This window comes from Serinicoccus hydrothermalis (genome assembly GCF_001685415.1).
Classification (GTDB): Bacteria; Actinomycetota; Actinomycetes; order Actinomycetales; family Dermatophilaceae; genus Ornithinicoccus; species Ornithinicoccus hydrothermalis.
In genome coordinates this window covers 509,076-533,248 of the sequence record NZ_CP014989.1, presented here as the reverse complement: position 1 = coordinate 533,248, position 24,173 = coordinate 509,076, and the positions used below count along the sequence as shown (strand labels likewise).

The window sequence follows — 24,173 nt, the reverse complement described above, 5'->3', positions numbered from 1 at the left end:
CCGTCGACACCTCGTTCGGCATCACCGACGTGGACGTCCGCGGCACCTACACGGACAGCCGGGCCTACGTGAACAACCAGAACGACGACATCCTGCGGGCCCGCGACGGCGGCGCGTTCGCGTCGATCGGCAACGTGGGGGAAGGACTCGTGGCAGTGCGTCTGGATCGTCGCGGACAACGCGAGCGACCAGGTCAGCGTCTACAGCCAGGGGGGTCCCTACGAGGAGCAGACCCGGCTCCCGGACGGCGCCGAGGAGCAGTTCGACTTCCGGGTGCCGGTCTCCCGCGGCCTGGACCGCTTCTTCTGGATCAACGGCTCGCGCAGCCCCGGCGACCTCTACCTGGACGACGTGGGCATCGACACCGCGGGGAAGAACCTCGCCATCCCCAGCGGCAACCCCGCCGACTGCGAGGCCGGGGAGATCCCCGAGCAGCCGCTGCTGAACCCGCTGCCCGACCCGGAGCCCTCCACCCTCGGCATCGAGGTGGAGGAGCTCGTCCAGCTCCCGGAGTCCTCGACCACCCCGGCCGCGAGCGACCAGCGGCTCATCCGGCACAACCGCATCACCCACCTCGACGAGGTCCCGGACGGCTCCGGTCGTCTCGCGGTCCCGGACATGAAGGCGATGCTCTACATGGTGGACAAGGAGACCGGGGACTACACCCCGTACCTCGACGTCCGTGAGCGCTTCGTCGACAACTTCCACAACCACGCGGGGCTCGGCACCGGGTTCGGCTTCGTCGAGCACCACCCGGAGTACGCCGAGAACGGGATCTTCTACACGGTCCACACCGAGGCCGGCAGCGCGCTCACCGAGGACGAGCCGCACTTCCCCGCCTACGGTGGCGTGAACTACCACAGCGTCGTCACCGAGTGGACCGCCGACGACCCCGCGGCCGAGGTCTTCTCCGGCACCAGCCGCGAGCTCATGCGGGTGCCGTTCGCGGGTCGCGTACACACCCTGCAGCAGATCGCGTTCAACCTGACCGTCAGCCCCGGCGACCCCGACTACGGGATGCTCTACATCCTGTCCGGCGACGGTGGCAACGGGGTCGGCAACGACAACCCGCAGGACCTCGCGACGCCGCACGGCAAGATCTTCCGGATCGACCCGCTGGGCGACGACAGCGACAACGGCCAGTACGGCATCCCGGCCGACAACCCGTTCGTCGGCACGGAGGGCGCGCTCGGCGAGATCTATGCCGTCGGGATGCGCGACCCGCACCGCATCAGCTGGGACCCCGAGGGCGACCACACGATGTACCTCGGCCACATCGGCGAGTGACAGGTCGAGTCGGTGTATGCCGTGGAGCCGGGCGACAACTTCGGCTGGTCCGACCGCGAGGGACCGTTCGTGGCGCAGAACCGGCAGATCTTCCCGCTGCCCGAGGACGACGCCGAGCAGTTCTTCACCTACCCGGTGGCGGCCTACGACCACAACCGCGACTCCGGCCGGGCGGGCTTCGGCTCCTTCGACAACACCGGCCGGATCCGCGGCGTCACGGTCACCGGCGACCCGGCGCAGGAGCCCGTGGTGCAGCCGAGCGTGACGATCACCGGCGGTGGTGGCGAGGTCACCACCGAGGAGACGGTCGACGTCACCGGTGAGGCCGACCCCGGAAGCACCGGGTGGCGCAAGGACGTCGAGGCGGTGTATGCCGAGCTGCAGAACTCCGAGGGTCGCAAGGTCGTCGGGCGCGAGGTCCCGGTCACCGACGGCACCTTCGCGACGTCCTTCGACGTCTCGGCCTTCGAGCCCGGTGACTACACGATCAAGGTGTCGGTGCGCTCGAAGGGCCACGGCAACGCCTCGGACACCGAGTCGGTGCGGGTCGTGTCACCGCCGGTGACCGACCGGGTGGACCTGCGCGTCTCGGCCCGCGCCCAGTGCTGGGGCGAGGAGGCCGTGGTGGCCGTCCACGTCGTGAACCAGGACGGTCACCGCGCCGACATCCGCGCGACGACCTCGCTCGCCGACAAGAAGTGGAGCGGTGTGGCCGACGGCCAGGCCGTCTACCACGGCTTCCGCTCCGGAAGCGCGGACGTCGAGGCCGGCACCCTCACCGTGGCGGGCTACGCCTTCTACGACGGCGTCGGGCACTACCAGCGCTACCAGGTGGAGCACGAGGCGGTGAGCTGCTCCTGACCCTGGCCCGCCCCTGACCCTCGCCCGCCCCTGACCCGGAGTGCGGTCGCCATCCTGCAACCTCCATCGCCCTACAGCGCGATGGAGGTTGCAGGAGGCTGACCGCAGTCCGGGTCAGGAGGAGCGCGGGGGACCGCTGGAGCCGCGCTCCACGAGGGTCGCGGGCATGACGACCCGCCGGGGGCGCTTGGCGGGCGGGCGCAGCGCGAGCTCCAGCGCCTTCTCGCCCATCTGCTGCATCGGCAGCCGGACGGTCGTCAGCGAGGGGGAGAGGTCCGCGGCCACCGGGACGTCGTCGAAGCCCGTGACCGACATGTCGTCCGGCACCCGCAACGACCGGGACCGCAGGACCGACAGCGCCCCGATGGCCATGTCGTCGTTGAGCGCGAGCACGGCGGTGCGGTCGGGGTAGCGTTCCAGCAGCTCGAGGGTCGCGGCCTTGCCGCCCTCCCGGGTGAAGGGCGCCTCCACGACCGGGACATCCTGCTCGCCCAGCCCGGCGGCGCTCAGGGCGCGGTGCACCCCGGTGAGGCGGTCGGCGACGGTGGTCAGCCCCAGGGACCCCGCGATGACGGCGATGCGCCGGTGCCCCAGCTCGAGCAGGTGCCGGGTCACGGCGTGCCCGCCGTCGGTGTTGGCCGGCAGCACCGCGTCGGTCGCGTGCTGGTGCCGCCCGATGGCGACGACCCGGCCCCCGGCCTGGGTGAAGCGGGTGAGCTCGCGGTGGATGCTGCGCTCGGCCTCCTGGTCGAGGTATCCCGAGCCGGCCACGACGATGACGCCGACCCGGTTGGCGATGAGGGTGCGCAGCTGGCGCAGCTCGATCTGGGGGTCGCGGCCGCTGTGGCACATCTGCACCGACAGCCCCTGTCGGCCGGCCACGCGCATGACGCCGCTCGCGATCTCGGAGAAGTAGGGGTCGGCGACCTCGTGGATGACCAGGCCGACGCTGGAGGTGGTGCCCCCCGCCAGCGACCGGGCGTGCACGTTGGCGATGTAGCCCAGGGACTCGGCGATCTGCTTGACCCGCTCGGCGACGGCGGCGCTCACGCCCTCACGACCGCTCAGCGCCCGGGACGCCGTGGCCACGGAGACGCCCGCGGACTCGGCGATGTCCACCAACCGTGGTGCGGCTCCGGTCATCCTCGACTCCTCCCCGAGGGCTCGTCTCCCGAGACCTCCGGCGCTCAACCTACCTGCGCCGCGGGCCCGGAGGACTCGCGGCGGGCCGTCACTTGTCAACGGCGCAGGAGGACGTTATCGTACAGCGCAATCGTTTGTGCAAACGTTTGCGTAAACGGTGACCCAGACCCGTGGGCCGCAAAGGAGCCGCCAGATGAAGCACAGCAGCCGCACATCCGTCACGACGTCCGGAGCCGACCGGGTCACCGGGGTCCGGCCCCACGGACCCCGCCCTGCACCGCGCCGCGCAGCGGTCGCCCTGGCCGCCGCCGGGACGCTCACGCTCAGCGCCTGCGGGCTCGGCGGCGGTGGTGGCGCCTCCGCCGGCGGCGGCGGAGGCGAGGGGGGCGAGGATGAGGGTCCCGTCACCATCGGCATCTCGCTGCCGCTGACCGGCGACTTCTCCGAGCCCGGCAAAGGCGTGCAGCGCGGCTACGAGGCCTGGGCGGAGTACACCAACGCCAACGGCGGGCTGCTCGGGCGCGACGTCGAGCTCACCATCTACGACGACCAGTCCAACGCCGACCGGGTCGCCTCGGACTACGAGAAGCTCATCAACCAGGACCAGGTCGACATCGTCGTCGGTCCCTTCTCCACGCGTCTGGTGGTGCCCGCGGCCCAGGTGGCCCAGGACTACGGCTTCCTCTTCGTCGAGCCGGCCGGTGCCGCCGAGGAGGTCTTCACCCAGGGCTTCGACAACCTCTTCTACGCCGCGCCGGCCATCGCCAACGACCACTACAACTACCTGGCCGACTACATCCTCGCCATGCCCGAGGACGAGCGGCCCACGACCGCGGCCTACGCCTCGATGGACGACCCCTTCGCCCAGGGCACGGCATACGGGCTCAAGGAGAAGCTCGAGGAGGGTGGCATCGAGACGGTGGCCGACGAGGTCTACCCGCCCAACACGACCGACTTCTCCAGCATCGCCAACAAGATCGCGGCGAGCGACGCCGACATCCTCGTCGGCGGCACGCAGTACCAGGACGCGGTCAACCTCATCGTGGCCCTGCAGCAGCTGGACTACCAGCCGCAGCTGGCCGCCTTCTCCACCGCCCCGACCAACCCGGAGTTCCCGGAGGCGATCGGGGACCAGACGGAGGGGATCATCTCGCCGACCGGCTACACCCCGGAGGCGGAGTACCCGACCAACGCCGAGTTCGTCGAGTTCTACACGGACAAACACGGCAACGCCCCCAACGAGGACGAGGCCAACGCCTGGACCACGATGCAGGTGGTCGCGGCCGCCGCCGAGGCCAACGAGTGCGCCGACCCCAGCCCCGAGTGCCAGCAGTCGATGATCGACTGGCTGCGCGAGAACACGGTCGACACCGTCGTGGGCCCGCTCTCCTGGGACGCCGAGGGCCGCCCGCAGGCCGCCCACCTCATCCAGCAGTGGCAGGACGGGGAGATCCGGATCGTGCTGCCCGAGGACACCAGCGACGCCGAGCTCAGCTACCCCAAGCAGGACTGGTGAGCACCACCGATGACCACCTGCCCCACCCCACCACAGAAGGGATGACCCCGTGACGGCTCTGATCACCCAGGCGGTGATCCTCGGGATCCTGCTGGGGGGCCTGTATGCCCTCCTCGCCGCCGGACTGACCCTCTACTTCGGGGTCATGCGGGTGGTGATGATCGCCCACTCGGCGTTCCTCATCCTGGCCGCCTACCTGGCCTGGGCCTTCCACCGGGCCACCGGCATCGACCCGTTGTTCTCGCTCGTCGCGAGCGTGCCGCTGTTCTTCGTGCTCGGCGTGGTGATGCAGCGCTTCCTGCTCTCCCGGCTCAAGCCGGCGACGCTCACGATGATGTCGGTGCTGCTCACCTTCGCCATCGCCCTCATCATCGAGGGGATGCTCGGCTTCGTCTGGACCGGCACCCAGCGGCGCATCAGCCTGAGCTACTCGACCGCCAGCTTCGAGGTCCTCGGGGCCAACGTCGCGGTGGTCAAGCTCGTGGTCTTCGGGCTCGCGGCGGTCAGCCTGCTGGCGCTCTACCTGCTCATGAAGGCGACGAGCTTCGGGCAGGCGCTGCGCGCGACGATCCAGCACAAGGAGGCCGCGGCGCTGCTCGGGATCGACACCGAGAAGGTCGCCGGCTACGGCTTCGGGCTCGGCCTGGCGACCGCTGCGGTCGGCGGGACGGCGCTGGCCCTGGACTCCACCATCTACCCGTCCCTGCACTGGCACTGGATCGGTCCGCTCATGGCGATCATCGTGGTCGGCGGTCTCGGGAGCATCCCGGGTGCCGCGATCGCGGCGATGGTCCTCGGCCTGGGCCAGAGCCTGCTCCAGATCCCGATGGGCACCACCTGGGCCCAGACGGTCTTCTACGTCGCCCTGTTCCTCACCCTGATGGTCCGCCCGCAGGGGTTCTTCGGAGGTCGCCTTGCCCAACGCTTCTGACCTCGCGACGTCCGCGTCATCGTCCGCGTCGACGTCCTCGACCACCGCCACCAGCCAGCCCGCCGCGCCGTCCCGCCCGGACGACAGCGCCGGCCGACGCTTCGACACCCGGCTGCGCTGGGCCAAGGTGGGGCTCGGGGTCGTGGCCCTCGTCCTCGCGCTCATGGTGCCCTGGCTGGCCCCGGACGCCTTCATCCTCTCGGTGGCCGTCGTCATCGCCAGCTACGCGGCGCTCGCCGTCGGCTGGAACTTCGTCGGCGGATTCACCGGCTACATGTCCCTCGGCCACGCCTCCTACTCCGGCCTCGGCGGGTATGCCGTCGCGCTGCTCACCACGCACACCGGGGTCAACCCCTGGGTCGCGCTGGTGCTCGGGGCCGTGGCGGTGGCGCTGCTCGCGATCCCCATCGGCATCGCCTCGCTGCGGGTCCGCGGCGCGTCCTTCGTCATCGTCTCCATCGCGCTGGTCCTCATCCTGCTGCTGGTCTTCCAGAGCTGGGCGTCGGTGACCGGCGGGTCGGAGGGGCTGCGCGTGCCGCGTCCGTTCGACAGCTCGGTGCTCCGCCCGGAGCAGCACACCCGCTTCTACTTCCTCTTCCTCGTCCTCATCGGCCTCGCGCTGCTCGTGTGGTGGCTCATCGACCGCTCCCAGTTCGGGGCCGGCCTCAAGGCGATCCGCGAGGACGAGGACAAGGCCGAGGCGCTCGGGGTGCCGACGTTCCGCTACAAGCTGGTGGTCTTCGTCATCTCCGCCTTCTTCACCGGCCTCGCCGGAGGCCTGTACGCGCTGTGGTTCGGCAACCTCGACCCGGTCTTCCAGTTCTCCATCCTCACCGGCTCCTACATGGTGCTCATGTCCCTCTTCGGCGGCATCCGCTCGCTGGTCGGGCCGGTGGTGGGTGCGGTCGTCGTCGGCTACGCCATGGAGGTCTTCAAGGCGCAGTACGGCGACAGCCAGTTCCACCTGGTCGCGCTCGGGCTGCTGCTGGCCGTCGTCGTGCTCTTCATGCCCGAGGGCGTGGTGCCCGCGCTCCTCGGGCTGGTGCACCGCTTCCGGCCCGCGTCCACCTCCATCCGGGAGGAGACCGCCGCGGACCTGCTCGAGCGCAACCGCGCGATCGACGCCCAGCGCCGGGCCGCGACCGACGAGGCCGCGGACGGGCATACCGACTCAGGCACCGATGCGGGCGACCGCGAGGTGCCCCACGCGAGCACCGGGAAGGGACGAGCATGAGCGTGCAGCAGGACGTGCGCCCCAGCCTGCAGACCGAGGGGCTCTCCAAGGCCTTCGGCGGCGTGCAGGCGGTCAACGGCGCGAGCGTGACCTTCCACGACGGCAAGGTCAACGCCCTCATCGGCCCGAACGGGTCCGGCAAGTCGACGTTCTTCAACATCGTCACCGGCATGATCGCCCCGGACTCCGGCAGGGTCAGCTTCCGGGGCCGGGACATCACCCGCCGGGCGCCGCACCGGATCTGCGCGGCCGGCATCGGACGCAGCTTCCAGCTGTGCCGGACCTTCCCGCGGATGACCGTCCTGGAGAACCTCCTGGTCGCGGTCCGCCCCACCGGGTGGGGCCAGCTGGTCGGCTCCAGCATGAACCGCGCCCAGGTGGCCAGGGCCCGCGAGCTGCTGCGACGCGTCGGCATCGACCACCTGGAGGACTCCCTCGCGCAGGACATCTCCTACGGGCAGCAGAAGCTGCTGGAGCTGGCCGGCGTGCTCATGGGCGACCCCGACACCATCCTGCTCGACGAGCCGGCGGGCGGCGTCAACCCGGCCCTCATCGGCCGGATCGGCACGCTGGTGCAGGAGCTCAACGCCGAGGGTCGGACCTTCATCATCGTCGAGCACAACATGGACATGGTCATGAGCCTGTCCGACCACATCGTCGTCTTCGACCGAGGTGCCCCCATCGCGGAGGGCACGCCGTCCGAGGTCCAGCAGGACCCCCGAGTGCTGGAGGCCTACCTTGGCGTCTGACAACCTTCTCGAGCTCAACGACATCGAGGCCGGCTACGGCCGCGCGGCGCTGGTGCTGCGCGGGCTCACGGTCAAGGTGCCGGCCGGCTCCGTCGTCTGCCTTGTCGGCCCCAACGGGGCCGGCAAGTCCACCGTCCTCAAGGTCGCGAGCGGCATGCTCACCCCGCGCTCGGGGTCGATCGTCGTCGACGGCGAGGAGGTGACCGGCTCCGGGCCGCAGATGATGATCCGGCACGGTCTCTCGCACGTGCTCCAGGGGCACAGCGTCTTCAAGGAGATGACGGTCGCGGAGAACGTCGCGCTCGGGGCCTACACAGTCAAGGACAGGGCGACCGTCCAGGAGCGCACCGAGTTCGTCAAGAACCTCTTCCCCGTCGTCGCCGACCGCTGGGCCGCCCTGGCCGGTGCCCTGTCCGGCGGGCAGCAGAAGCAGGTCGAGTTCGCGCGCTCGCTCATGGTGAGCCCGAAGGTGGTGCTGCTGGACGAGCCGAGCATGGGGCTGGACCCCAAGACCACGTCGGTCGTCTTCGAGCAGGTCGTGCGCATGCGCGAGGCCGGCATCGCCGTGCTGCTCGTGGAGCAGAACGCCCGCCGCGCCCTGGAGACCGCCGACATCGGCTGCGTCCTCGACCTGGGACGGGTCCACATCACCGGTCCCGCGCCGGAGCTGCTCCGGGACCCCCAGCTGGCCGAGCTCTACCTCGGCGGCGGCCAGCGCGACACCGGTCCCTCGGACCCCACCCCGGACAGCGACGACAGGCGTCCGGACCAGCTCACCACGACCGCCCCCGAAAGGACCTGACACCATGGCCACCCATCTCATCCGCATCGTCATGAACGGCGTGACCGGCCGCATGGGCTACCGCCAGCACCTGGTGCGGTCCATCCTCGCGATCCGCGACGCCGGGGGGGTCGAGCTGCCCTCCGGCGACCGCCTCCAGGTCGAGCCGATCCTCGTGGGCCGCAACGCCGAGAAGCTGGAGGAGCTGGCCCGCCGGCACGACGTCGCCGAGTGGACCACCGACCTCGACGCCGCCCTCGCCGACGACAGCGCCACCGTCTACTTCGACGCGCAGGTCACCAGCCGGCGCAAGGACGCGATCCTGAAGGCCATGGCCGCCGGCAAGCACATCTACACCGAGAAGCCCATCGCCGAGAGCGTCGCCGACGGCCAGGAGATGGTGGACGCGGCCGCCGCGGCGGGCGTCATCAACGGCGTCGTGCACGACAAGCTCTACCTGCCCGGCCTCATGAAGCTCAAGCGGCTCATCGACTCCGGCTTCTTCGGGGACATCCTCTCGGTCCGGGGGGAGTTCGGCTACTGGGTCTTCGAGGGCGACCTGCTGCCCGCCCAGCGCCCGAGCTGGAACTACCGGGCCGAGGACGGCGGGGGCATGGTGCTCGACATGTTCTGCCACTGGAACTACGTGCTGGAGAACCTCTTCGGCGCGGTCGAGGCGGTCACGGCGCGCGCCGTGACCCACATCCCGACCCGCTGGGACGAGCAGGGCCGGGAGTACCGCGCGACGGCGGACGACGCGGCCTACGCCATCTTCGAGCTCGAGGGCGGCGTCATCGCCCAGGTCAACTCCTCCTGGGCGGTGCGCGTGGACCGCGGGGAGCTCGTCGAGTTCCAGGTGGACGGCACCCGGGGATCGGCTGTCGCCGGGTTGTTCGGGTGCCGCATCCAGCCCAGCGTGAGCACGCCCAAGCCGGTCTGGAACCCGGACCTGCCGACCGAGGAGGACTTCCGCGCCCAGTGGGAGCAGATCCCCGACAACACCGAGTTCGGCAACGGCTTCCGCGCCCAGTGGGAGCAGTTCCTCGCCGACGTGCACGCCGGTCGCCCGCACCCCTACGACTTCGCGGCGGGCGTGCGGGGCCTGCAGCTGGTCGAGGCCGGTCTGCGCTCCTCGCAGGAGCGTCGCACCGTCGACCTGGCCGAGGTCGCGGCCCCCGCACCCGAGCCGGTGCGCACCCCGGAGCCGGTCGCGTGAGCACGGCGACGGCGCAGACCGCGCCGGCGGGCACGACCTCGACCGCGATCCGGCTCCCCGGCGCGGACGGACGGTGGCGCCCGGTGCGGCTGCACGAGCCCCGGGACTGGGCCGACCACCCGGAGCCCTATTCCAGCCGGGTCGCCTTCGCCGCGGCGCACGTCGTGGCCGACCCGTATGCCGACAACACGCCGGGGTCGCCGGCCGGTGTCGACTGGGACTCCACCCTGGCCTTCCGTCGGGGGCTGTTCCGCTACGGCTTCGGCGTCGCCGAGGCCATGGACACCGCCCAGCGCAACATGGGCCTGGACTGGGTCGCGGTGCAGCAGCTGGTCTCGCGCAGCGCGGCCCAAGCGGCTGAGCTCGGCGCCCGGATCGCCAGCGGCGCCGGGACCGACCACGCCCCGCACGCCTCGAGCCTCGGGGCGGTGCGCGACGCCTACCTCGAGGAGGTGGACTTCGTGCAGGGCACCGGCTCGCAGGTCATCGTCATGGCCTCGCGCCAGCTCGCGGCGACCGCCTCGGGCGAGGCGGACTACCGCGCCGTCCTCGACCCCGTGCTGGACCGCGCCGAGCAGCCGGTGATCCTGCACTGGCTGGGGGAGATGTTCGACCCCGCGCTGGCCGGCTACTGGGGGAGCCCCGACGTCCCGGCCGCGACCGAGGCCTTCCTGCGCCTCGTGCACGAGCGTTCCGAGGACATCGACGGGGTCAAGGTGTCCCTGCTCTCGGCCGAGCACGAGGTCGGTCTGCGGGCAGCGCTGCCCGAGGGGGTCCGGCTCTACACCGGCGACGACTTCAACTACCCCGAGCTCATCAGGGGCGACGGGGAGCACCACTCGGACGCGCTTCTGGGGGCCTTCGCAGCCATCACGCCGGCCGCGTCGGCGGCGCTGACCGCGCTGGACGAGGGCGACCTGGGGACCTACGACCGGGAGATGGCGCCGACCGTGGCGCTGTCCCGGCACATCTTCGAGAGCCCGACCTTCCACTACAAGACGGGCATCGCCTTCCTCTCCTGGCTCACCGGCCAGCAGCCCGGCTTCGTCATGGTCGGGGGTATGCAGTCCGCCCGCAGCCCGGTTCACCTCGCCCGGGTCTTCGAGCTGGCGAACGAGGCCCGCCTGCTGCCGGACCCGGACCTCGCCGCGGAGCGGATGCTCACCTGGCTCGCGGGAGCAGGGCTGCGCCCATGACCTCGGTCGCGCAGGCCGCGCCCGCCCTCGACGTCCCGTCCGGCCGGCCGGCAACGATCCCCACCCCGGAGCCGGGGGACCCGCGCCTCCGGCGGCTCTCGCTCAACCAGCGGACGTGCGCCGGGTGGTCGTTGCGCGAGGCGGTCGACGGGTGCGTGGCGGCCGGGCTGGGCTCGATCGGCGTCTGGCGCGAGCCGGTGGCCGAGGTCGGCCTGGACACGGCCGTGCGCTGGGTCCGGGAGGCCGGCCTGCGGGTGTCCTCGGTCTGCCGGGGCGGCTTCTTCACCGTCAGCGACCCGCACGCCTTCGCGGCCGCGCACGCGTCCAACGTCGAGGCGGTCCGGGAGACGGCCGCCCTCGGGGCCGCCACCCTGGTCCTCGTGCCGGGTGGCCTGCCCGAGGGCGACAAGGACCTGCCGGCGGCCCGGGAGCGCGCCGTGGAGGCGATCGCCGCGCTCGCGCCGGTGGCTGCCGACCACGGCGTCCTGCTCGCCATCGAGCCGATGCACCCGATCTTCGCCGCGGACCGCGGTGTCGTGTCCACCCTCGGGCAGGCGCTGGACATCGCCGAGGAGTTCGACCCCGCCACCGTCGGCGTCGTGGTCGACACCTTCCACGTGTGGTGGGAGCCGGGCCTCGAGCAACAGATCGCGCGCGCCGCCGGACGGATCGCGAGCTACCAGGTGTGCGACTGGATCACGCCCTTCCCCGCTGACGCCCTGCTCAGCCGCGGGATGATGGGCGACGGGCACATCGACTTCCCCGGGATCACCGCCCAGGTGAGCGCCGCCGGCTACACCGGCGACGTCGAGGTCGAGATCTTCCACGCGGACGTGTGGGCCGCACCAGGTGCCGACGTCGTCGCCACGATGGCCCGGCGCTACGTCGAGCTGGTCGAGCCCTCCCTCTGAGCCCGCCCGCTCAGAGCTCGGGCGGCGCCGCGAAGAGGTCCACGCGCGCCGGGGCGAGGATCGAGCGGGAGACGTTCTTGAAGTCGAAGCGGTCCAGGATCCGCGCCGCGTCCTCGTCGCTCAGGTCGTAGGCGTGCGCCAGCATCCGCACGTGCTCGGTGTAGAACGCGTGCAGCTTGTCGACGCCCTTGATGAACTCCAGCTCCTTGGCCACCCGGCCGAACGTAGTCCGCCCGGGTGACAGCGGGGTGGACGCGACGTGAACGTCAGCGGATGCCCGCGCGCATGAAGCTCTGGACGAACTGGCGCTGGAAGATGAGGAAGGCGACCAGCAGGGGTGCCACCACGAGGATCGTGGCCGCGGACAGCAACGTCCAGTCGATGCCCGACTCCGTGCCGTTGTAGACGGCCAGCCCCACCGTGAGCGGTCGGGCGTTGACGCTGTTGGTGATGACCAGGGGCCACAGGAAGTTGTTCCAGTGGGTGCTCACCGAGACCAGCCCGTAGGCGACCAGCGTCGGCTTGGCGAGGGGAACGTAGACCCGCCACAACCGTCCGAGTCGTCCGGCTCCCTCGATCTCGGCGGCCTCGTCCAGCTCGATGGGCATCGACTTGAAGGTCTGCCGGAGCAGGAAGATGCCGAAGGCGCTGGCGATGTAGGGCAGGCCGATGGCCGGGATGGTGTCCACCAGCTGCAGCGAGGCCATCGTCGTGTAGTTCTCCGAGATGAGGATGTCCGGGGCGATCATGAGCTGAACGAGCACCAGGGCGAAGGCGATGTTGCTGCCGACGAAGCGGAACCGGGCGAAGGCGTAGGCAGCCAGCACGCCGAGCACCAGCTGGCCCACGAGGATCCCGCTGACGAGCAGGATCGTGTTGACGTAGTAGCGACCGAAGGGCGCCCCCTGCCAGACCGAGACGAAGTTGTCGAAGGTCAGCGGGGCCGTGAGGTCGAAGGTCGTCGCCGCCTCGCGCTGGTGCACGGAGGCCCAGAGGGCATACAGCAGGGGCAGCAGCCACAGGATGCCCAGGAGCCAGGCCCCGAGGGTCTCCAGGCCGCGACCGATCCGCAGGCCGCCCCGGCCGGGCACGGTGTCCACGTCGGCACTCATCGGTAGTGCACCCGCCTCTCGAGCACGGTGAACTGCAGGATCGCCGCCAGCCCGAGGATGACCACGAGGGCCATCGTCAGCGCGCCCGCGTAGTTGGGGTCGAAGAAGGAGAAGGCGGTGTCGTAGATGTAGAAGAGCAGCAGGTTGGAGGCGTTGTTGGGTCCGCCGCCGGTCATGATGAACAGGTGGTCGATGATCTTGAAGGCGTCGGTCAGGGCCACCACGAAGACGAAGAGGGTCGTCGGCATGAGCAGCGGGAAGGTGACCCGCCGGAAGTGGTACCACCGGGAGGCGCCCTCGAGCTTCGAGGCCTCCTCCAGCTCGGGCGAGAGGTTCTGCAGCCCGGCGAGGTAGAAGATCATGAAGAAGCCGGCCTGCTTCCAGATCATCATCACCATGAGCGCAGGCAGGACCGTGTCGGGGTTGCCCAACCAGTTCCTCGTGGGTATGTCGAGCGCCGAGAGCACCTGGTCGATCGGCCCGATGCCGGGGGAGTAGAAGAAGAGCCAGATGCTGGCGACCGCGACCATGGGCAGGATGGTGGGGGTGAAGTAGGCCAGCCGGACGAAGGACTTGCCCACCAGCTTGTTGTTGACCCACACCGCCATGAGGATCGCCAGCGCCATGGACGTCGGCACCGTTCCCACGGCGAACCACAGGTTGTTGCGCAACACCTGCCAGAAGACGGGGTCCTGCACCAGCCGCTCGTACTGCGCCGTCCCCAGGTCCCCGTTGCGGCCGTGGGCCGAGGACCACGCCGACCGGATGATGGGGTAGTGGGTGAACGCGATCAGCACGACGAAGGCGGGCGCCAGCAGAGCCCAGGCGAAGGCCTGGTCGCCCAGCCGCCGCCCGCCCCGGCGGGCGGCGGGGGTCGTCGCCGTCATCGTCCCTGGTAGGGGGCCAGGACGCCGTCGATGTCGCTCTGCAGCTGCGTCAGCGCCGGCTCCGGCTCGGCCTGGCCGGTCAGCACCGCCGCGATGGTGTCGTTGATCATCTGCGAGACGCGGCCGTTCTCGTGCGACGTCGTCTCGCCGACCGCCACCTCCAGCTGGTCCCGGGCGACCGCGGCCTGCGGGAACTCCTCGGCGTAGTCGACCATCGTGTCGGTCTCCCACGCCTCGGGGCCGGTCGCGACGTACCCTGAGCGCATCGACCACTCGGCCGCGCGCTCGGGCTCGGTGAGGCACCGCGCGATCGTGTAGGCCGCCGCCCGCGTCTCCTCGTCGCCGCGGTCGAAGACGTAGAGGTTGCCGCCGCCGGTGGGCGAGCCGGGCTGGGTGTTGGCCGGCAGGATCGAGACCCCGAAGTCGAAGTCGGCGTTGCTGCGGACGTTGGTGAGGTTGCCGGTGGTGTGCCACATGATGCCGGTCCTGCCCTGGAGGAAGTCCTCCGGCGTCGAGGCCCACTCGGTCGTGCCGCTGGGCATGATGCCGCTCTCGGTCATGGACCGCCACCACTCCAGCGCCTCGACCGACCCGGGTGCGTCCAGGTAGTCGACGATGCCGTCCACGCCCGCGGTGTCCTCCACCCCGCTCTGGATGGCCATGGCCTGGAACATCCAGTTGCCGAACTGGGTCGAGGGGATCTCCAGGCCGTACTCCGCCGCCCCCGAGTCCTGGATCGTGGCCGCCTGCTCCTCCAGCTCGTCCCAGGTGGTGGGCGGGGCCTCGGGGTCCAGCCCGGCCTCCTCGAAGACGTCCTTGTTGTGGTACTGCACGATCGTCGACCGCTGGAAGGGCAGGCTCCACAGCTCGTCCTCCGCCTGCCCGGAGGCGAGGTATGCCGGGTAGAAGCGGTCCTCGGTCCAGGAGAGGTCGTCGTCGAGCGTGCTGAGCGGGACGATGAGCTCGCCGTCCATGAGCGTGTAGAGGTCGGTCGTCAGCAGCACCGCGAGGTCCGGGCCCTGGTTGCTGCGGGAGGCGGTCTGGGCCTTGGTCATGGTGTCGGCGTAGGTGCCGCTGTAGACCGCCTCGACGCTGATGCCCTCGTTCTCCTCGGTGCAGGAGGCGATGAGGTCGTCGACGACGTCGGTCAGGGGCCCGCCGACGGCCACGGGGTAGTACATCGTCAGGTCCACCGAGCCGTCCGAGCCGGCGCCACCGCCACCGCCGCAGGCGGTGAGGACGAGCGCGCCGGCGGACAGGGTGGCGGCCAGGGCGAGGGTGCGGCGAGGAGCAGACATGACAGGTACCTCTCTGGGGTTAGGCGGATGCCGGGGTGGTCAGGCTCCGGCCCGTGCGCGGGTCGAAGAAGCGGAGGTCGTCGGGCGTCGTGGTGAGCCGGACGTCGGTGCCGGTGCCGATGCGCGAGATGCCGGGCAGGCGGGCCACGAAGGTGTCGCCCCCCGGCCCCTCGAGGGTGAGCAGCGTCTCGGCGCCCAGGACCTCCGCGGTGCGCACCCGGCCCAGCACCTCCAGCGGCCCGGTGCCGTCGAGGGCCAGGGACTCGGGCCGGATGCCGACGACGACGTCAGTGTCCACCGGGGCGTCCAGCGACCACGGCCGGGGGTGGCCGGACACGGTGAGCCCCGCGTCGCTCCCGCGGGCGGGTAGAAGGTTCATCGGGGGCGAGCCGATGAAGGAGGCGACGTCGGTGTCGGCCGGCTCGGTGTAGAGGTCGACCGGGGCGGCCGCCTGGGCCACGAAGCCGTCGCGCATGACCACCACGTGGTCGGCCATCGTCATCGCCTCGACCTGGTCGTGGGTCACGTAGATCACGGTGAGACCGAGCTCGCGCTGCAGCGTGCGCAGCTCGATCCGCATCTGGTGGCGCAGCTTGGCGTCGAGGTTGGACAGCGGCTCGTCCATCAGCACGACCTTGGCGTCGGAGACCAGGGCCCGGGCGAGGGCGGCCCGCTGCCGCTGCCCGCCGGAGAGCTGGCTCGGCTTGCGGTCGAGGTAGGCCTCGAGCCCGACCTTGCGGGCGGCCTCCAGGCCGCGCTCCTGGCGCTCGGCCCGCCCCACCCGGCGCACCCGCAGCCCGAAGACGATGTTCTCCATGACGCTGAGGTGCGGGTAGAGCGCGTAGTTCTGGAAGACCATCGCGATGGAGCGCTTCGCCGCCGGGACGTCGTTGACCCGCTCGCCGTCGATGAGGACGTCGCCGCCCGTGGCGGACTCGAGGCCGGCGATGATGCGCAGCGAGGTGGACTTGCCGCACCCCGAGGGACCGAGGAGGACCACGAACTCGCCGGAGGGGGCGAGGATGTCCACGCCGTGGAGGACGTCGGTGCGACCCCCGTGCCCGTCCGGGAAGGACTTGGTCACGCCGCTCAGTTGCACCTCGGACATCAGGCCTCCATGCTCAGCCGTCGGGGGAGTCGCGCGCCGGTGCACGCCGCCGATGGACGCACGCTATCTAAATCGATTAAGATCGTCAACAGGGCATCCTGGTGCCACGTAGGGACGACAGTCGGGCAGGACACGGTGGAGGAGCGGCGATGGGCCCTGGACGACCGAGCATCCGCGACGTGGCGGAGCAGGCGGGGGTGTCGTCGGCCCTGGCGAGCTTCGCGCTCAACGACCGCGACGGGGTCGCGGAGGAGACCAAGGCGCGGATCCTCAAGGTGGCCGCCGAGCTGGGCTACCGGCCGGACCCCACCGCACGGGCCCTGCGGACCGGGCTGAGCGGGAGCTACGGGGTCCTGGTCCGCAACATGCAGAACCCCTACTTCCTCGAGGTGCTGCGGGGCGCCCAGGACGCCGCCTCCGAGAGCGGCGGCACGGTCTTCGCCGTGGACTCCGCCTACTCGGTGGAGCGCGAGCGCGAGCACGTGCGCCGGCTGGCACAGCAGCGGGTGGACGGCCTCGCCATCGCGCCCGTGGGCTCCGGCGACGCCGTGGACCTGTGGCACGAGCTGTGCCCCGGTCGCCCCACGGTCGTGGTCAACGCCGTCGCGCACCAGGACGGGGTGACCAGGGTGGGCCCGGACAACGTCGCGGCGGTGGACCTGGCGGTCGACCACCTGCACGACCTCGGCCACCGGCACATCACCTTCTACTCCGCACCGGCGGGCGTCATGGCCGACCACGACCGCCTGGAGCGCTTCCTCCAGCGCTGCGGGGAGCGTGGCGTCACGCCCCACCCGGTGGAGACGGCGCTCAACCTGGACGAGGCATACCGCGTGACGACGGACCTGCTCCGCGGCCCCCACCCGCCGCAGGCCATCGTCACCAACTCCGACTTCACCGCCCACGCCGTCTACCGCGCGGCGCGCGACCACGGGGTGCGGGTCGGACCCGACCTGTCGGTGGTGGGGCACGACGACCTGGCGACCTCCCAGCTCCTGGACCCGCCGTTGACCACGGTGCGGCTGGACCGGTTCCAGCTCGGACGGGCCATCGTGCAGCGCCTCCGGCCTGGCGCCGACACCTCCGACCACGTGGAGCCGGTCGAGCTGGTGGTGCGCTCCTCGACGGCTCCGCCGCGCTGACCCGCTCACCCGGCGGCCCCTGAGGTGCCGCGCCGGGGGTCGGGCAGCAGCAGCTCGACGTTGCGGTCGACCGTGGACCCGTGCGCCTCGAAGCCGCCCACCCCGTACGGGTCGTTGGCGGCCAGGGCACGGTGCCAGCCGGCCAGGTCGGCCACCGTCTCCACCGAGCGGGGACGCAGCGGGCCGTCGTGGTCGAGGATCGTCAGCCGGAGCGAGAGCAGACCCGCCCCGTGGTCGACCAGCTCGACCAGCCGACCCTGGGTCGGCCAGTCCATGACCGAGGAGGTGCTCACCTCCCAGAAGCCCCGGCCGTCCGCGCCCACGTGGGCCGCGACCCGGTTGCGGTGGATGTGCCCGCTGAACCAGGCGATGACGTGGGGGTGGCCCAGGAGCAGGTCGGCGACCTCCTCGCCGAGCACCCTGGCCTCCTGCTGCGGGTCCGCGCCGGGGGCGAGCAGGTCGTTGGTCATCGAGGTGCGCGGGTGGTGCGAGGCGACGACCACCAGGAGGTCCTGCGCCGCCGCCTGGTCGAGCTGCTCGCGCAGCCAGGAGAGCTGCTCCCGGTCGATGCTCCCCTCGAAGACGCCCGCCGGGTTGGTCGTGTCGAGCACGACGAGGCGCAGCCCCTCGAAGCCGTCGTAGGAGTAGTAGGCGGTCCCGTCCTCGACGTTGCGCCGGGTGAAGCCGTGCCCGTCGGGCAGGCCCCGGTCCCAGTGCGCGGCGACGTACTCCTCGCGGCTGAACGGGCGCCGCTCCGGGTCGGCCTCGACCGGCCAGGTCAGGGAGGTGAAGGCCGGCAGCGGGTCCCCGGTGAAGTCGGCGACGTCCTCGGCCCGGACGCTGCTCACCTTCCGGTGACCCAGGGTGATCTGCCGCAGCTCCGGGCTCGCCGGGACCCGACCCTGGATGAGGCCGTCGTGGTTGCCGAAGCAGGTGAGCCACGGGATCTCGAGACCGCTGGCCGCCAACGGTTCGAGGCCGCGGGCCAGCAGGCCGGGGACGGTGGGGAAGCCGTGGTCCCGGCCCCAGCGGTTGTGCGGGTCCTCCGGCGCCCACGCCCAGTCGACGCTGCCGTCCTGGGCGCCCTGGTATGCCGCACCCCCGGAGTCGAGGTCGACCGTGCCGCCGCTGAGCAGCCGGAGGAAGGCGACCAGCTCGTTGTGCTGCATGTTGTCCACGTTGTCGCCGGTGGTCATCACGGCCTGCAGCGGTGCACCGGTGACGGGGGAGCCGTGGTGCTCGTTGATGCGGCGCACGAGCATCTCGGTGGCGTGGGCGGCGAGCAGCTCCTGCGGGCGCTGCATCGGCAGCATGAGCCGGGTCTCCGGGCGCCGACCCAGCGCGTGCACCGCCTCCAGCCGGGAGGGGGACTGGGCGTCGATGAGCTGGACGTCGGTGAGGTGGGCGACGTGCCACAGGCTGCGCGGACGCGAGGACAGGGTCCCGCTCGTGAGGTCGGTCCGCACGACGTGGTGCTCGCGCGCCCCGGCGGACAGGCCGTGGAAGGCGGCGCGGCTGCCCTGGGTGAGGACCTCCCCGCGGACCACCGGGCGGTCCAGGGGGCCGCGGTGGTCGAGGCCGTGGGCGTCGGCGGCGTCGGCGTTCATGAGGCTCCCAAGGGTCGGTGTGGTCGGTGCTCGGTCAGTGGCTGCGCTTGACCGCGCCGTCGGCCAGGGCGTCGGCGGCCTCGCCCAGGCGCAGCCCGACGACGTCGAGGCGGCGGAGCAGCTCCCGGTTCTTCAACGTGGTCTCGTCCGGTGCGCCGCTGAGGGTCTCGGCGACCGCGACCTGGTAGCGCCGGCGGATCTCGTTCTTGCGGACGGCCAGGGAGCGGGCGCGGATCTGCAGCGGGTTGTCCGCGATGGCGCTGATCGCCACCTCGAGGTCGGCGAGGCCCTCCCCGACGGCCTGGAGCACCGTGTCCAGCCCGGGGTCCGGGGTCACCGCGAAGAGGTCGAGCTCGCGGACGAAGTCCTGCAGGTTGTCGAGGATGTCGTCGATGGAGCGCGAGAGCCGGAAGAGGTCCTCGCGGTCGATCGGGTTCGCGAAGGCGTTGGCCAGCCTGGTCACCGTGGCCGACCGACGCCGGTCGCCCTCGTGCTCCACCTCGGCCATGAGCGGTCGCGCCTGCTCCGGGGTCAGCTTCTGGGTCACGGCCTGCCGCGCCACCTGCACCCCGGCGATGGCGCTGCCCACCTGGGCCACCAGGAGGTCGACCAGCGCCCGGTCCGGCCGGCGGTTGAGGACCCGGGACAGCCTCACCAGACACCTCCGACCCGCAGGCCACCGGTGACGGCGGCGGACAGCCCGAAGGTGGTGGGCAGGGTCACCAGCCAGGCCACGGCGATCGCGGAGACCTGCGGCCAGCGCACCCGCCCCAGGCCCTGGCTCGCCCCGGCGCCGACGAGAGAGCCGGTGAGGGTCTGGGCGACCCCCGCCGGCGCCCCCACGCCGGCCGACCCGAGCAGGGCGCCGGTGGTGGCGATCTCCGAGGTGACGGCATACAGGGGCCGCACCGGGAGCAGCCCGCGACCCAGCCGCCGCGACATGCGGCGGTGCCCGATCGCGCTGCCCAGGGCGAAGAGCACTCCGGTCGCCACGAGCAGCGGTGCCGGTGCGGGGACGGCGTCGCCGCCGGCGCTGCTGCTCAGCCCCAGGGCCACGGCCGCGATGGCGAGCATCTTCTGCCCGTCGCTGGCGCCGTAGCCCAGGGCCAGGGCCGGGAAGCAGACGGCGTGCACCCGCCCCAGGCTGCGGCTGACGTGGCGCGAGTGCAGCCGCCGCGCGAGTCCCGCGACGACCGCTGCGGCGATGAGGGCACCGAGCACCGGCGCCAGGGCCATGGTCCCGAGGACGACGAGGACCGAGCCCCAGGGCACGCCGGCGCCCGAGGCGGCGCCGACGCCGGCCAGCGAGCCGACGAAGGCGAGGGTGAGTCCGGTGGGCACGCTCATCCTGGTCAGCGCCAGGACGACCACCAGCGTGGTGACGACAGCCACCAGCATGCTCAGCTCCGAGCGCTCGCCGCCGCCCCCGGGCAGGAGCTTCTGGGCGAAGCGCGCGGCCACCGCGGTGCCGAAGAGCCACGGGCCGGCCATGACGCCCAGGGCGAGGAGCAGCAGCGCCAGCAGGTGCCCGACGGAGTCCAGGGTGTGCGTGACCGACAGCAGCGTGGCGCCGGTGTTGGCGCCGTTGACGAGGGCGAAGGCCACCGCGGCCACGAGCAGGGGCCAGCTCACCGGCCGGCCCGGAGATCAGTAGGCATACAGGTCCAGCAGGCGGAGCCGGGGGGCGAGCACGGCCACCGAGTCACCGGTGTTGTTGAGGACGTTGCGGCCCAGGTCGTTGTAGAACCGGTCCGGCGTGTCCGTGCCGGGACCGGTGTAGACGCGCAGCTCGGCGCCGGGCGCCAGGGTGTAGCCCTCGCCGACCACGAGCCGGTTGATGACGGCGTCCTGCAGCTGGTAGCCGCTCACGTCGATGGTGCGCCGGGAGGTGTTGGTGAGGACGACGTGCTCGCCGGTCTCGGGCTGGAGGTCGTCGCCGTCGGGGTTCGCCACGACCTCGCTGACCTCGATGCCGTTCGCGCGCGGGAGCGGGTCGCGCCCGCGCAGCAGCCGGACCATCTCGGTGGGGAAGTCGGTGATGACCTCGTCGACGCACAGGTCGGCGGCCGCGTCGACGGCCTCCGGCGAGTTCAGCGTGTAGAGGCCGAGCTCCAGGTCGCGGGCGCGGACCCGGTCGATGTCGGCGGGGTCGAGGATGCGGTAGTTGGTCACCACGCCGTCGGCGAAGCCTGCCCACCGGTCCAGGGTGGCGTCGTCGGCCGGGATGTCGCCGATCTGCAGGACCGGGATCTGGGGCGCCAGCTCGTGGAAGGCGGTCAGCGACGCCTCGTCGAAGGAGCTCACGACGACCCGGTCCCGGGCGACGAGGCGCTGCCAGCGGCGGTCCTGCGTGAGTGCCTCGGCGAGCACCGCCTCGACGCCGGGGGAGTCCTCCGGGCTCTTGATCTCGATGTTGAGCGTCGTCCGGCCGCCCCCGAGCGCCCTCGCGGCGTCGTCGAGGTGCGGTATGCCCTCGCCCGCGTAGCGCGGCGAGAAGTAGCTGCCCGCGTCCAGCTGCTGCAGCTCGGCCCAGGTGAAGTCGACGATCGGGGAGCTCGCACGGTCGGGGTAGACCTCGCCGACGTCCGTCGTCCGGGTCCCGGTGGCGTCGTGGAAGATGAAGGGGGTGCCGTCGGCGGACAGCTGCACGTCGATCTCGATCGAGGCGGCGTGGCTGCGGCGGGCGTCGCGGATGCTGGCGACGGTGTTCTCCGGGCTGGTGCCGCCCGAGCCCCGGTGGCCGACGACCTCCGGCGCGGCGCACCCACCGGAGTCGGAGGGTGGAGTCCCGGTGGTGTCGGCGGCCAGGGCCGGGGGACCGACCAGTGTCAGGCTCGCTCCGAGGGCGCCCACCCAGAGGGCGGTCCTGGTGCGGGGGGCCGAGTGCGTCATTGCTCGCTCCGTCCGTAGGGTGCCAACACTGTATCTAAATCGTTTAAGACGCGCAATGGTGCGCCGGTGCGTGGGTCCGGCCGAAGGCGGTCCGCACCCCGACTGGACATCGGACCGGCCGGTGCAGTGGGGTGGTGGGGTGACCCAGCTGCTGCACCTGCGCTCCGCAGGGACCTCCCTCGTCCTGGACCTCGCCGACGACCTGCTGCCCGTGGTGCGCCACTGGGGCGCGGACCTGGGGGAGCTGGGGGAGCAGGACCTGCAGGAGCTCGTGGTCGCGAGCCGGGTCGCGCCAGGTGACACCCCGTTCGACAGCGCCGACCAGGTGAGCATGCTGCCCGAGCACGCCCGCGGGTGGCTCGGCCGGCCGGGGGTGGAGGGCTCCCGGTCAGGACGGGACTGGTCGCCGGCGTTCCGCACCAGCGGGGACGACCCGGCGACGGTGACCACGGAGCGCGACGGCACGCGGCGGGTGGTCGTGCGCGCGACCGATGCGACGGCATACCTCGCCGTCGAGGTGGAGATCGAGCTGCACCCGGGCGGTCTGCTGCGCACCCGCACCACGCTGACCAACAGCGGCGAGGAGCCCTACGACGTGGGCGCGGTCCGCACGGCGCTGCCCGTGCCCGAGCGCGCCACCGAGCTGCTCGACTTCGCCGGGCGGCACACGATGGAGCGCGTCCCGCAGCGCCAGCCCTTCGACATCGGCCTGCACAGCCGCGAGGTGCGCACCGGGCGGACCGGGCTGGACGCCGTGCACCTGCTCTGCGCGGGCGAGCCGGGCTTCGGCTTCGGCCACGGCCAGGTGTGGGCGGTCCACCTGGGCTGGAGCGGCAACCAGACGACGTATGCCGAGCGCCTCTTCAACGGCTCGCGCGTCCTGGGCTCGGGGGAGCGGCTGGAGCACGGCGAGCTGCGGCTGGCTGCGGGGGAGAGCATGACGACGCCCTGGACGTATGCCGCGCACGCCACCGGGCTGGACGAGGTCGCCGGCCGCTTCCACGCGTGGCTGCGCAGCCGTCCCCAGCACCCGACCCGGCCGCGGCCGGTGACGCTCAACAACTGGGAGGCGACCTACTTCGACCACGACCTGGGGCGGCTGACGGACCTGGTGGACCGGGGCGCCCGCGTCGGGGCCGAGCGCTTCGTGCTCGACGACGGGTGGTTCGGCGGGCGGCGGGACGACACGACCAGCCTGGGGGACTGGGTGGTCTCCGAGGACGTCTGGCCGGACGGGCTCGAGCCGCTGATCGAGCACGTCCACGCCGCGGGGATGGAGTTCGGTCTCTGGGTGGAGCCGGAGATGGTGAGCCTGGACTCCGACCTGGCCCGGACGCACCCGGAGTGGATCTTCTCCGCCGGGGGGCGCCGCGGCCTCGAGTCGCGCCAGCAGCACGTGCTCGACCTCGGCCACGAAGGGGCATACGCCCACGTGCGGGACCAGCTGCTCGCCCTGCTCGACCGCTACGACATCGCCTACCTCAAGTGGGACCACAACCGTTACCTCAACGACGCCGGGCACACACCGGGCGGCGAGCCCGGCGTCCGGGCGCACACGCTGGCGGTCTACCGGCTCATGGACGAGCTGCTGGCCGCCCACCCCGGCCTGGAGATCGAGTCGTGCTCGGCCGGGGGCGGACGCGTCGACCTCGGGGTGCTGGAGCGCACGGTCCGGGTCTGGGCCTCGGACTGCATCGACCCGCTGGAGCGGCAGCAGATCCAGCGCGGCACGATGCTGCTCGTGCCGCCCGAGCTGGTCGGCACGCACATCGCCTCGGGGGAGTCGCACACCACCGGCCGCCGGCACGACCTCGACTTCCGTGCGGGGACGGCGCTGTGGGGGCACCTCGGGATCGAGTGGGACCTCGCCACCTGCTCCGAGGAGGAGCTCGCCGAGCTGGGCGACTGGGTGGCCTTCCACAAGGTGCACCGGGAGCTGCTGCACACCGGCCGCGTCGTCAACGGGGACCACCACGACGACGCGACCTGGGTGCACGGGACCGTCGCGCAGGACCGGTCCGAGGCGCTCTACCAGGTCGCCTCGCTGCGGCGGCCGGTCACCACCGGACCCGGCCGGGTGCGGCTGCCCGGGCTGGACCCGGCGCTGCGCTACCGGGTCACGCTCGAGCGGCCGGGGGCGGAGCCACTCACCGCGGGGCGCGGCGTGGTGCCGTGGGCGGTCGACGGGATCGCCCTGCCTGGGCGCGTCCTCGCCGAGACGGGGCTGCCGGTGCAGCCGATGAACCCCGAGCACGGCCAGGTCTGGCGGGCCGTCGCGGTCGGGCCGCGGGGCTGACGCGCG

At 72.0% G+C, this 24,173-nt stretch carries 22 protein-coding genes; 12 read left to right on the top strand and 10 right to left on the bottom strand.

Annotation, left to right across the window (positions count from 1 at the left end; genetic code table 11):
• The first annotated feature begins 273 nt into the window (after positions 1-273).
• Positions 274-1,287, top strand: a complete 1,014-nt coding sequence (locus tag SGUI_RS17895; RefSeq protein WP_066635804.1) for a PQQ-dependent sugar dehydrogenase — start codon at positions 274-276, stop codon at positions 1,285-1,287.
• Positions 1,288-1,299: 12 nt separating this feature from the next.
• Positions 1,300-2,148 (top strand): hypothetical protein, encoded by an 849-nt coding sequence (locus SGUI_RS17890; RefSeq protein WP_066635802.1) that lies wholly within the window; start codon positions 1,300-1,302, stop codon positions 2,146-2,148.
• A 114-nt stretch (positions 2,149-2,262) separates the two neighbouring features.
• On the opposite strand, the gene SGUI_RS02490 is transcribed toward SGUI_RS17890, so the two are convergent.
• Complete coding sequence (locus SGUI_RS02490) at positions 2,263-3,291, bottom strand: LacI family DNA-binding transcriptional regulator (protein ID WP_066635799.1); 1,029 nt, start codon at positions 3,289-3,291, stop codon at positions 2,263-2,265.
• Between the two features lie 193 nt (positions 3,292-3,484).
• Between SGUI_RS02490 and SGUI_RS02485 the strand changes: the two genes are divergently transcribed.
• The 8 genes from SGUI_RS02485 to SGUI_RS02450 are packed head-to-tail and all read left to right on the top strand — an operon-like array spanning position 3,485 to position 11,825.
• Positions 3,485-4,807, top strand: coding sequence for an amino acid ABC transporter substrate-binding protein (locus tag SGUI_RS02485; protein ID WP_083190438.1), 1,323 nt, complete (start codon positions 3,485-3,487; stop codon positions 4,805-4,807).
• Positions 4,808-4,856: 49 nt separating this feature from the next.
• The gene (locus tag SGUI_RS02480) at positions 4,857-5,738 is read left to right on the top strand and encodes a branched-chain amino acid ABC transporter permease (RefSeq protein ID WP_066635797.1); all 882 of its coding nucleotides are present in this window, start codon (positions 4,857-4,859) and stop codon (positions 5,736-5,738) included.
• The gene (locus tag SGUI_RS02475) at positions 5,722-6,972 is read left to right on the top strand and encodes a branched-chain amino acid ABC transporter permease (protein ID WP_237141430.1); all 1,251 of its coding nucleotides are present in this window, start codon (positions 5,722-5,724) and stop codon (positions 6,970-6,972) included. The genes SGUI_RS02480 and SGUI_RS02475 overlap by 17 nt, the downstream gene beginning before the upstream one ends.
• Positions 6,969-7,721 (top strand): ABC transporter ATP-binding protein, encoded by a 753-nt coding sequence (locus SGUI_RS02470; RefSeq protein ID WP_066635796.1) that lies wholly within the window; start codon positions 6,969-6,971, stop codon positions 7,719-7,721. Before SGUI_RS02475 ends, SGUI_RS02470 begins: the two co-directional genes overlap by 4 nt.
• Positions 7,711-8,523 (top strand): ABC transporter ATP-binding protein, encoded by an 813-nt coding sequence (locus SGUI_RS02465; protein WP_083190437.1) that lies wholly within the window; start codon positions 7,711-7,713, stop codon positions 8,521-8,523. The genes SGUI_RS02470 and SGUI_RS02465 overlap by 11 nt, the downstream gene beginning before the upstream one ends.
• Positions 8,524-8,527: 4 nt before the next feature.
• Entirely contained in the window at positions 8,528-9,718 is a 1,191-nt protein-coding gene (locus SGUI_RS02460; RefSeq protein WP_191090934.1) for a Gfo/Idh/MocA family protein, read from the top strand.
• Entirely contained in the window at positions 9,715-10,914 is a 1,200-nt protein-coding gene (locus tag SGUI_RS02455; protein ID WP_066635795.1) for a dihydrodipicolinate synthase family protein, read from the top strand. Before SGUI_RS02460 ends, SGUI_RS02455 begins: the two co-directional genes overlap by 4 nt.
• Positions 10,911-11,825 carry a sugar phosphate isomerase/epimerase family protein gene (locus SGUI_RS02450; RefSeq protein ID WP_066635793.1) on the top strand — a complete coding sequence of 305 codons (915 nt, stop codon included), beginning with the start codon at positions 10,911-10,913 and terminating at the stop codon, positions 11,823-11,825. The genes SGUI_RS02455 and SGUI_RS02450 overlap by 4 nt, the downstream gene beginning before the upstream one ends.
• Positions 11,826-11,835: 10 nt before the next feature.
• Here SGUI_RS02450 and SGUI_RS02445 read toward each other — a convergent pair whose 3' ends face one another.
• Genes SGUI_RS02445 through SGUI_RS02425 form a run of 5 tightly spaced genes read right to left on the bottom strand, consistent with a single transcriptional unit; the run spans position 11,836 to position 16,230 of the window.
• Positions 11,836-12,039: a hypothetical protein gene (locus tag SGUI_RS02445; RefSeq protein ID WP_066635790.1), complete on the bottom strand. Its 204-nt coding sequence runs from the start codon at positions 12,037-12,039 to the stop codon at positions 11,836-11,838.
• Positions 12,040-12,091: 52 nt separating this feature from the next.
• Complete coding sequence (locus tag SGUI_RS02440; protein WP_066635787.1) at positions 12,092-12,937, bottom strand: carbohydrate ABC transporter permease; 846 nt, start codon at positions 12,935-12,937, stop codon at positions 12,092-12,094.
• Positions 12,934-13,824 carry a carbohydrate ABC transporter permease gene (locus SGUI_RS02435; RefSeq protein ID WP_066635784.1) on the bottom strand — a complete coding sequence of 297 codons (891 nt, stop codon included), beginning with the start codon at positions 13,822-13,824 and terminating at the stop codon, positions 12,934-12,936. Before SGUI_RS02435 ends, SGUI_RS02440 begins: the two co-directional genes overlap by 4 nt.
• Positions 13,821-15,122 carry an ABC transporter substrate-binding protein gene (locus tag SGUI_RS02430; protein ID WP_066635781.1) on the bottom strand — a complete coding sequence of 434 codons (1,302 nt, stop codon included), beginning with the start codon at positions 15,120-15,122 and terminating at the stop codon, positions 13,821-13,823. Before SGUI_RS02430 ends, SGUI_RS02435 begins: the two co-directional genes overlap by 4 nt.
• A gap of 19 nt (positions 15,123-15,141) precedes the next feature.
• Entirely contained in the window at positions 15,142-16,230 is a 1,089-nt protein-coding gene (locus tag SGUI_RS02425) for an ABC transporter ATP-binding protein (protein WP_066635779.1), read from the bottom strand.
• A gap of 149 nt (positions 16,231-16,379) precedes the next feature.
• On the opposite strand from SGUI_RS02425, the gene SGUI_RS02420 reads away from it, so the two are divergent.
• Positions 16,380-17,372, top strand: coding sequence for a LacI family DNA-binding transcriptional regulator (locus SGUI_RS02420; protein ID WP_066635778.1), 993 nt, complete (start codon positions 16,380-16,382; stop codon positions 17,370-17,372).
• 5 nt (positions 17,373-17,377) lie between these two features.
• Here the strand turns inward: SGUI_RS02420 and SGUI_RS02415 are convergent, their stop codons facing one another.
• From SGUI_RS02415 to SGUI_RS02400, 4 genes are read right to left on the bottom strand one after another with little or no spacing between them, the layout of a single operon-like run.
• Positions 17,378-18,979: a TIGR03767 family metallophosphoesterase gene (locus SGUI_RS02415; protein ID WP_066635777.1), complete on the bottom strand. Its 1,602-nt coding sequence runs from the start codon at positions 18,977-18,979 to the stop codon at positions 17,378-17,380.
• Between the two features lie 34 nt (positions 18,980-19,013).
• On the bottom strand, positions 19,014-19,634 hold the full coding sequence (locus SGUI_RS02410; protein WP_202816603.1) for a DUF47 domain-containing protein: 621 nt from the start codon (positions 19,632-19,634) through the stop codon (positions 19,014-19,016).
• On the bottom strand, positions 19,631-20,611 hold the full coding sequence (locus SGUI_RS02405) for an inorganic phosphate transporter (RefSeq protein ID WP_066635775.1): 981 nt from the start codon (positions 20,609-20,611) through the stop codon (positions 19,631-19,633). The genes SGUI_RS02410 and SGUI_RS02405 overlap by 4 nt, the downstream gene beginning before the upstream one ends.
• A 15-nt stretch (positions 20,612-20,626) precedes the next feature.
• A complete protein-coding gene (locus SGUI_RS02400; RefSeq protein WP_066635773.1) occupies positions 20,627-21,871 on the bottom strand; it encodes a glycerophosphodiester phosphodiesterase family protein in 1,245 nt (414 codons plus the stop codon).
• A gap of 139 nt (positions 21,872-22,010) precedes the next feature.
• On the opposite strand from SGUI_RS02400, the gene SGUI_RS02395 reads away from it, so the two are divergent.
• Positions 22,011-24,167 (top strand): alpha-galactosidase, encoded by a 2,157-nt coding sequence (locus SGUI_RS02395; RefSeq protein ID WP_066635771.1) that lies wholly within the window; start codon positions 22,011-22,013, stop codon positions 24,165-24,167.
• Positions 24,168-24,173 lie beyond the last annotated feature (6 nt).